General features: G+C 70.2%; 6 protein-coding genes. 4 read left to right on the top strand and 2 right to left on the bottom strand.

The window, feature by feature from the left end; all coding sequences use genetic code 11:
• Nucleotides 1-223: 223 nt before the first annotated feature.
• The gene (locus ABZW18_RS27645) at nt 224-1306 is read right to left on the bottom strand and encodes an NDP-sugar synthase (RefSeq protein WP_356192380.1); all 1083 of its coding nucleotides are present in this window, start codon (nt 1304-1306) and stop codon (nt 224-226) included.
• A 134-nt stretch (nt 1307-1440) separates the two neighbouring features.
• The gene (locus ABZW18_RS27650; protein WP_356192383.1) at nt 1441-3048 is read right to left on the bottom strand and encodes an N-acetylmuramoyl-L-alanine amidase; all 1608 of its coding nucleotides are present in this window, start codon (nt 3046-3048) and stop codon (nt 1441-1443) included.
• A 129-nt stretch (nt 3049-3177) separates the two neighbouring features.
• Here ABZW18_RS27650 and ABZW18_RS27655 point away from each other — a divergent pair, with 129 nt between their 5' ends.
• From ABZW18_RS27655 to ABZW18_RS27670, 4 genes are all read left to right on the top strand, one after another.
• Nucleotides 3178-3933: a TIGR03089 family protein gene (locus ABZW18_RS27655; protein ID WP_356192386.1), complete on the top strand. Its 756-nt coding sequence runs from the start codon at nt 3178-3180 to the stop codon at nt 3931-3933.
• 267 nt (nt 3934-4200) lie between these two features.
• On the top strand, nt 4201-5451 hold the full coding sequence (locus ABZW18_RS27660; protein WP_356192389.1) for an LCP family protein: 1251 nt from the start codon (nt 4201-4203) through the stop codon (nt 5449-5451).
• Between the two features lie 221 nt (nt 5452-5672).
• Nucleotides 5673-7382, top strand: a complete 1710-nt coding sequence (locus ABZW18_RS27665) for an LCP family protein (protein WP_356192392.1) — start codon at nt 5673-5675, stop codon at nt 7380-7382.
• Nucleotides 7383-7437: 55 nt separating this feature from the next.
• On the top strand, nt 7438-9027 hold the full coding sequence (locus ABZW18_RS27670) for an LCP family protein (protein ID WP_356192395.1): 1590 nt from the start codon (nt 7438-7440) through the stop codon (nt 9025-9027).
• The last annotated feature ends 150 nt before the right edge of the window (nt 9028-9177 follow it).

A 9177-nucleotide genomic window follows, 5' to 3' on the forward strand; every position in this document is an offset into this window, starting at 1 on the left:
TGCGCCTGGCGGCGCGGCGCGGGTACCCGCAGGTGGCCGCCGCGCACGGTGCTGCGGGTCGGCCGGTCGGCGTCGGGATCCACGGGGGCCTTTCTCGGAGGTTGTCCTCTGAGGGTAGGCCCTCGGTCCTGGCGCACTGGGTCCGAGGAGGACCGGTGCTCCTGGTGCGAGGAGACCGGAGGTCCGAGGAGGACCGGCGCGCTACGGGGACGAGGAGAACGCGCTACTGGTCCGAGGAGAAGCGGACCGCGCCCTCGGGGATCTGCGCCCCGCACCAGATGCGGATACCGTCCCGCAGCTCGTTGTCCGCGCCGACCACCGCGCCGTCGCCGATCACCGCGCCTTCCAGGACCGTCCGGGCGCCGATACGGGCTCCCGCTCCGATGAGGGAGTCCTGGATCTGCGCGCCGTCGGCGATCATCGCGCCTTCCAGGACCGTGCTGCCGGCGAGGCGCGCTCCGGCGCCGATACGGGCTCCCGCGCCGACGACGGTGCCGCCGGTGAGCTTGGCGTCTCCGGCGACGTCGGCTCCCTCCAGGACCAGCCGGTCGCCGCAGCGTCCCGGCACGGCGGGGGACGGGGCGCGTCCGAGGACCAGGTCGGCCGAACCGCGGACGAAGGCCTGGGGGGTGCCGAGGTCGAGCCAGTAGGTGGAGTCGACCATGCCCTGGAGGTGGGCGCCCGAAGTGAGGAGGCCGGGGAAGGTCTCGCGCTCGACCGAGACGGGGCGGCCCTCGGGGATCGAGTCGATCACGGAGCGGTTGAAGACGTACGCGCCCGCGTTGATCTGGTCGGTGACGATCTCCTCGGGGGTCTGCGGCTTCTCGAGGAAGGCGGTGACGCGGCCGCTCTCGTCCGTCGGGACGAGTCCGAACGCGCGCGGGTCCTCGACCCGGGTCAGGTGCAGCGAGACATCCGCGCCGGACGTCTCGTGTGTGTCCACGAGGGCCCGGATGTCGAGGCCGGTCAGGATGTCGCCGTTGAAGATGAGCACCGGCTCGTCCGGGCCCGAGTACAGGCGTGAGGCGACATTGCGGATGGCGCCGCCGGTACCGAGCGGCTCGTCCTCGGTGACGTATTCGAGATGCAGCCCGAGAGCGGAGCCGTCGCCGAAGTATGGCTCGAACACCTCGGCGAGATACGACGTCGCGAGGACGATGTGTTCGACACCAGCCGCGCGGGCGCGCGCCAACTGGTGGGTGAGGAACGGGACGCCCGCTGCCGGGACCATGGGCTTGGGCGTGTGCACCGTCAGCGGGCGCAGCCGCGTGCCCTTGCCGCCGACCAGGAGGATCGCTTCTGTCACCGTGTCTTCTCTGCTTCCTGCCAGGGGCCGGGCCGGGGTCCCAGCTCGGGGAGCTCGGCGGCCAGTGTATGCAGTCGCCGGGCGGCTGACGTGGACTGACGCACAGAGCCGTCGGCGTCAGTCCGTGTCAGCCGTCAACGGCCCTGGAGCCGGGCCGCGGTGTTGCGGGCAGTGCCGAGTTTGCTGTAGAGGCGGCTTCCGGGGCACTCGGTGGCGAATCCGTCGCGGTGCCCGGAGATGACATTGAACTTGGCGACGGTGCCCTTCTTGAACTTGTCGCCCCCGGCGGAGGTCAGCCAGGTCTTGCCGCGGGGATCGCCTCCGAACAGGCCGAGCTTCCAGGCTGTGAGCTGTGCGACGGCATTCACCGCGGCGGCGGGCGGGTTGGAGCTGGTGTACGTCCCGAGTACGGCGATGCCCATGGTGTTGCTGTTGAAACCGAGGGTGTGAGCGCCCATGACCGGTCTTGCCACCCCTCCCGCACGGCCTTCGTAGATGGTGCCGCACTTGTCGATGGCGAAGTTGTAGCCGAAGTCGCGCCAGCCGCTGCTCTCGACGTGGTAGCGGTAGATACCGCGCAAGAGGGACGGAACCTCAGCGCAGGTGTAGTTGTTCCCTGTCGCGCTGTGGTGGATGAAGGCGGCCTTCACCGTGGTGCTGTAGGCGAAGTCGCGCTCGCGCAACTTCTCGTCCGCGCCCCAACCCGCCCGGGTGATGATGCGGGGGCGCGGGCCGATGTGCGGGGCCGCCGCCGCGGGCCCGTTCGCTCCGTCGGCGTTCTCCGTTTCCTCCTGCGGCTCGGCCTTGTCCTTGGCGGTGATCTCGGCCGCGCCCAAGGGGGCGAACTCGGCGTTGACCGCGGAGCTGGCGGCCTCCTCCGGGGTCAGCGCGGGTGGGTCGGCGGACTCGTCCGGAGAGCTGTCGGCATGTTGAGCCCCCGACGAGCCCGGGTCACCGTCGCCGGTGTCCACCCGGCCGGCGCCCGACTCGGCGCCTCCGCCGTCGCCCTGCTCTGCGCCCGGGACTTCACTCGAGTCGGCGCCCGACTCGGTGCCCGAGCCTTCGACCCTGCCGGAGCCTGGGTCGGAGCCCGTGTCCGCCCCCGCGTCGGAGCCCGAGTCGGTGCCCGTGCCCGAGTCGGTGCCCATGCCCGAGTCGGTGCCGGTGTCGGCCCCCGTGTCCTCGCCCATGTCGTCCCAGGGATCGTCGCCCGGATCGACGAGTGCGAGACGCAGCCCGCCCGGCAGTGCGGCCTGCCCCGTCCGGTTCGCGGGCGCCTCGGGCACGGCCCGTACCTCTACGCCGTCCGAGTTCCCGACCCACAGCGGGGCGGTACTGCCGTGCGTCTTCCCGGCGCGCCGCTCGGGCGAGTCCGGGTCCGGGGCGTCGTCGTTGTGGATCTGGAGCTCCTGCCAGGGGGTCCAGCGATGCGTGCCGACCGCCCGGGTGCGTACCTGCACTTGGCCGTGGAGCTCGGATGCGGCGTCGTCCCAGATGACACCGACGAGCGAGAAGGGCTTGACGTCCCGGGCCGGAAGCCCTTGCGCGGAGGGCGTGTCCGGGGTCGTCCGGGAACGGTCGGGGGCCTCGAGCACGCCGAGCGGCAGCGACTGCGTGCTGCCCGCACGTTCGGCCGTGTAGGGGGGCGGGTGGACGCCGGTCGCTCCTGCCGGCAGGGCAAGCGGGAGTGCGAGTGCGGCCGTGCAGGCCACGCCCATCGAGCAAACAAGGAGTGCACGCATGAATGAAATCGTGGTCATACATGAACAATTCTGTCTATTCGTAAATTGACGGGCAGTCGGCCGAACCGGTGGCGCCAGAGGGGTCCGGCCACCGCTGCGGGCCGACGGCCGGCGCGTACGCTGGCGCGCGTGAACGCCACCGACCGCACCCCTGCCGACCTGCTGCGATCCGCGCTCGCCGCGGACCCGGCCCGCCCGCTGGTCACCTACTACGACGACGCCACCGGCGAACGCGTCGAACTGTCCGTGGCCACCTTCGCCAATTGGGTGGCGAAGACCGCCAACCTCCTCCAGGACGAACTGAGCGCCCAGCCCGGCGACCGGCTGGCCCTGCTGCTTCCGGCTCACTGGCAGACCGCCGTCTGGGTGCTCGCCTGTTCCTCCACCGGCGTCGTCGCCGACCTCGGGGGCGACCCCGGGGCCGCCGATCTGGTGGTCAGCGGCCCGGACACCCTGGAGGAGGCCCGCGCCTGCGGCGGGGAACGCGTGGCGCTCAGCCTGCGCCCGATGGGCGTGCGCTTCCCGCAGCCGCCGGAGGGCTTCGCCGACTACGCGGTGGAGGTGCCGAGCCAGGGCGACCGCTTCACGCCGTACGCCCCCGTGGACCCGGACGCGCCCGCGCTGGCTTTCGCGGGCAGCGGCGAGCTCACTGCGGCGCAGGCCGTCGAGCAGGCGCACGCCGACGCCCTGACCCGCAGTCTGACGCCCGTGTCCCGGCTGCTGTCCGGACTGCCGTACGACACCTGGGACGGACTGTCGGCCGGGCTGCTCGCCCCGCTGGCCGCCGGGGGCTCGGTCGTCCTGTGCCGGAACCTCGACCAGCTGTCCCCGGAGGCCCTGGAGCAGCGGCGGGAGAGCGAGCGGGTGACCGCGACGGCGGTCTGATCCGGCCGCCGTCCATCCGAGCGGCCGCCGCCGGCCGGCCGCCGGGAACGGCACGACCGACGGAGCGGCCCGGCCAAGGCCGCCGCGCGACCTTCCGGCCGACCACCCGTCCGGCGCAGAGCGGGCCTGGCCTCCGGGCTCCGCAGACCACCGGGGGCGATGATTGGCATACGTACAACCATGCGAGGGGCTCGGCGGTCTGCTCCTGTGACCGGCCGCCCCGAGCGGGTGCGACGCCGCCTTACTCCGTGAGGGATGGACGCAGACGTGACCGAAAGCGCTGGCACGCCAGACGGCCCGGAGGGTCCCACCGACGCGGAGGCGTCGGACGGAACCTCTGGGCCCGCGGCCACCCCACCGGGCCGGAAAAAACCCTGGCTGCGCTGGACGGCGCTGGGTTCCTCGGTGGCGCTCCTGGTGGCGGCCGGCGTGGGCTGGATGCTCTACCAGAAGCTCGAGGGCAACATCACGACGGACACGGGCACCGCCGAAGAGCTCGAGCGGTACGAGGCCGAACGCCCGGCATCGATGGTGCACGACGCCCAGAACGTCCTGCTCATCGGCTCCGACAACCGTGGCGACGGCAACAGCGGGTACGGCAGGGACAACGGCACCCAGCGCTCGGACACCACGATCCTGCTCCACGTCGCGGCGAACCGGAAGAGCGCCACCGCGGTCAGCATTCCGCGCGATCTGATGGTGGACGTCCCGGGCTGCCGGAAGCCGGACGGCAAGCAGAGCAAGCCGCAGTTCGGCCAGTTCAACTCGGCGTTCGAACTGGGCGGGCCGGCCTGCACGATCCGTACGGTCGAGAACCTCACCGGTATCCGGGTCGACCACCACATGATCGTGGACTTCACCGGGTTCAAGGAGATGGTGGACGCGGTGAAGGGCGTGGACATCTGCCTCAAGGACCCCATAAAGGACGAGGAGGCGCGCCTCGAACTGCCCGCCGGCCGCCAGAAACTCAACGGCGAGCAGGCGCTGGGCTATGTACGCGCCCGCTACAGCATCGGCAACGGCAGCGACACCGAGCGCATGGACCGGCAGCAGCAGTTCCTCGGGCAGCTGGTGAAGAAGGTTCAGAGCAATGGCGTGCTGCTGAACCCCGGCCGGCTCTACCCGGTGCTGGACGCCGCAACCTCCTCGCTCACCACCGACTCGGGGCTGGACTCGCTGCGGGAGCTCTACGATCTGGTGCGCAGCGTGCGCAAGATCCCCACGGAAAAGGTGCAGTTCCTCACCGTGCCGCGCCGCCCGTATTCCGCCAACGCGAACCGGGACGAACTCGTACAACCCGATGCGGCGCAGCTGTTCAACCTCCTCCGCAACGACCTCGGCGTGACGGTGTCCCCGCAGGAGCGGCGGGAGACCGAGGCGGACGGCAGCGCGCCGCCGGACAACGAGCCGGAAACGATGGACAGTGATCCGAAAGCCACGGACGATCCGAGCGGGGAACCGAACGAACCGACGCCCACCTACCGGGGTACGACGGCCGCCAGCGGGATGTGCGAATAGAGCGTCGCAGGGGCCCGTGCTCCGCCGACTCGATGGGATTGAGCAGATTGCCCAGTTGTAAGGGGAGTGGAATTTGCCACCGGCGTCGCCCCACGCTGAACTGGGCGGATAGTGTGAGCGATCCGGTGCCGCGGGCTTGACCGCCGGGGCACCTGAGGACGATGAACCGAGCGCCTTGAGGGGGAGGCGCCGCGTGGCACCGACGGAGGATTCAGGCGACCGTGGACGCGCAAGGACGTGGGCGGGCGGGCGATTTCGACCCCGCAGACCAGTGGGTGTTCGACCCGAACACCGGCAACTACGAACTGCGACTGGATCATTCCGCAGAGCAGTCGACTCCCCCTGCGCAGCGCAGAGCGTCCTCGCGAAGGGGCAACCCGGCCGAGGAGGGCACCCGTCGCCGCCGCGAGGTTCCCCCCCAGCGCGGCCGCCGTGCCGCGGGCGGCCGCGGAGCCCCGCCGCCGGCCAGCAGCCGCCGCAAGCCGAAGGCCAAAGCGGAGGGCAAGCGGAAGGCGCTGTACTGGACCGGAGGCGTGATGGCCTTCGTGCTGGTCGCCGGCTGCACGGGCGCGTACTTCCTGTACCAGCACTTCAACGGCAACCTCAGCACGGTCGACATCGGCAACGCGGGCAGTGGCGCCATCGGCGACGGGCCGATGAACATCCTGGTGCTGGGTACCGACGTCCGCACGGGCAAGGGCAACCAGGGCTACGGCGACCCGGGCAGCGTCGGTCACGCCGACACCACGATCCTCTTCCATGTCTCCGAGGACCGTACGAACGCCACCGCGCTGAGCATCCCGCGCGATATGGTCACCGACATCCCCGACTGCCCGACCAAGCAGAAGGACGGCTCGACCAAGGTCGTCCCGGCGACGCCGGAAAGCCGGTTCAACACCAGTCTCGGCCAGGGAGGCCGCGACCCCGGCTGCACGATGCGTACGGTCAAGAAGCTCACCGGCCTCGAGATCGACCACTTCATGATGGCCGACTTCAACGCGGTCAAGACGCTGTCCACCGCGGTGGGCGGTGTCGAGGTGTGCCTCGGCAAGGACATCGACGACCCCAAGTCGCACCTCAAGCTCAGCAAGGGCAAGCACAACATCCAGGGCGACGACGCGCTGGCGTTCGTCAGGACCCGGCACGGCCTGGAGTTCGAGAGCGACCTCGACCGGATCAAACTCCAGCAGCAGTTCCTGAGTTCCATGATCCGCAAGATGAAGTCCAGCGGCACCCTCAGCAGCCCCAAGAAGCTCTGGGACCTGGGCAACGCCGCCACCAAGGCCCTGACCGTCGACACCGGCATAGGCAGCGTCGACAAACTGACGGACCTGGCCCAGAGCCTCAGCAAGGTCAATCTCAAGAACATCACCTTCACCACCCTGCCCGTCGTCGACAACCCCACGGAGGAGGTCGCCTCGACGGTCGTCGTCGACGAGGCGAAGGCCGACCCGCTCTTCGCGATGATGAAGCAGGACGTGTCCCTGACCGAGGTGAAGAAGAAGCAGCAGGCCGCGAAGGACCGGCAGGCCGCCAAGCTCAAGGGCGCCAAGGCCGATCCGGCCGACGTCCGGGTCAAGGTACTGAACGGAAGCGGGGAGTTCGGCGCTGCCCAGGAGACCGTCGACTGGATGCAGAACACCGAGCAGATGCGGCGCTCCAGCAACGGCGGGAACGCTTCGGGGAATCTGCCGAAGACCACGCTGGAGTACGCCCCGAACCAGGCCGACCAGGCGCGCCGCCTGGCCGACAGCATGGGGCTGCCCGCCTCCGCCATGAAGGAGGGGACCGAGGATGCCGAGCCCCTGGCGCAGATGACGCTCACTTTGGGCGCGGACTTCAAGGGAGCGGGCACGCCTCTCAGCGCTCCGACGAAGGCACCGGAGGGGGTCCAGAAGGTGGGAGCGGACAAGGAAGTCTGCGCCAAGTGACACGACCGGCCACTGGCGCCGTACTTCACAACAGGAACAGCGGGGGAGGGGCCCAGTGCGGCAGAGCAGTGTGCAGGAGCGGTACGAGGACGGCGTCCGGGGCGGGGACACGAACCCCGCTGCCGATGAAGGAGGCCGGCGTCGCGGTGCCCCACGGCGGCGCCGCGGCAAACGCCGGATACTCCGCTGGTTCGCCACCATGGCGGCCCTGTTGATACTTGGCACGGCCGGCGCCGGATACCTCTACTACGAGCACCTCAACGGCAACCTCGGGAAGGACGAGCTGAACCTCGGCACCAACCGGCTCGACAAGAGCTCCCCGAACGCCGACGGCCAGACTCCGCTCAACATCCTTCTCCTCGGCTCCGACAGCCGTAACTCCGCGGAGAACGTACGGCTCGGCGGCTCGCGGGCCGACGCGGACCGCCCCCCGCTGGCCGATGTGCAGATGCTGCTGCACGTAGCGGCCGACCGCCGCAGCATGTCGGTGATCAGCGTTCCGCGCGACACCCGGGTGACCATCCCCAAGTGCACCGACACCGATGACGGCAAGGTCTACCCGGAGACCAGCACGACCATCAACTCCAGCCTCCAGAACGGCGGTCCGGGCTGTACGGTCGCCACCTGGGAGGAGCTGACCGGCATCCCGGTCGACCACTTCATGATGATCGACTTCTCGGGTGTGGTCGACATGGCCGACGCGGTCGGGGGCGTTCCGGTCTGCGTGGACAGCAACGTCTACGACGACAAGTCCGGGCTCCGGCTCAAGAAGGGCGATTCGGTTATCAAGGGCGAGCAGGCCCTGCAGTGGCTGCGTACCCGGCACGGCTTCGAGGACGGCAGCGACATAGGCCGGGCCAAGGCCCAGCACATGTACATGAACTCGATGGTCCGGCAGCTGAAGGCCGGCAGCAAGCTCAGCGACCCGGCGAAGCTCAACAACCTCGCCGAAGCCGCCACCAAGGCCCTCACCGTCGACAACGGCCTGGGCACCGTGAAGAAGCTCTACGACCTCGGCAACGACCTCAAGCGGGTGCCGACGAGCCGGATCACCATGGCGACCATGCCCTGGGTTCCGGACTCGCAGAACGCCGCGCACATCGTGCCGAAGCCGGGCGACGCCGACAAGATCTTCTCGCTGGTGCGCAACGACATCGCGCTCGACGGCAAGGACAAGAAGAAGCCCGGCGCGAAGAAGTCCCCCGCCCCCAAGGACCCGGCGGCGCCCAAGGGCGAGATCCCGGTCACCGTGCAGAACGGCACCGGAACGGCCGCGCAGATCGCCGTACGGGGCCGCGCCGCACAGGTCGCCGGCCATCTCTCCCAGCTCGGCTTCACCCGGAGCGTCGCCGACGGGACCCCCAAGTCGCGGGCGGACACGACGATCTCGTACCCGAAGGGGAGTCTGCGCGGGGACGCCCTGGCGGTGGCGAAGGAGCTCGGGCTGCCGGACAGCGCGGTCCGGCACTCCACGGCCGTGCCCCAGGTCACCCTGGTCATCGGCGCGGACTGGCGTGCGGGCACGGCTTATTCCAAGGCCGGAGGAACGGGCAGCGGCGACGACAAGGCCCCGGACAGCGCCGACACACTCAACGGCAGTGACAAGTCGGCCTGCATGAAGGTGAACCCGGCGAACGTCTTCTGAGCCGGTCCGAGGCGAACGCCTTCATGTGTGAGACGTGTGAGAGCGGAGGGGCCGGACCCAGTGGGGCCGGCGCCAGTCCGAGCACGAAGACCAGCACCGGCCAGCCCTCCAGCCGCCCGCCGGTGCCCATCCCCAGCGGGACGGTGGTGT

It is taken from the genome of Streptomyces sp. NPDC004647, from assembly GCF_040609575.1.
Classification (GTDB): domain Bacteria; phylum Actinomycetota; class Actinomycetes; order Streptomycetales; family Streptomycetaceae; genus Streptomyces.

Excerpts from the sequence above, each read along its gene's own strand:
- ABZW18_RS27650 (WP_356192383.1), bottom strand. The coding sequence starts at position 3,048 with ATGCGTGCACTCCTTGTTTGCTCGATGGGCGTGGCCTGCACGGCCGCA.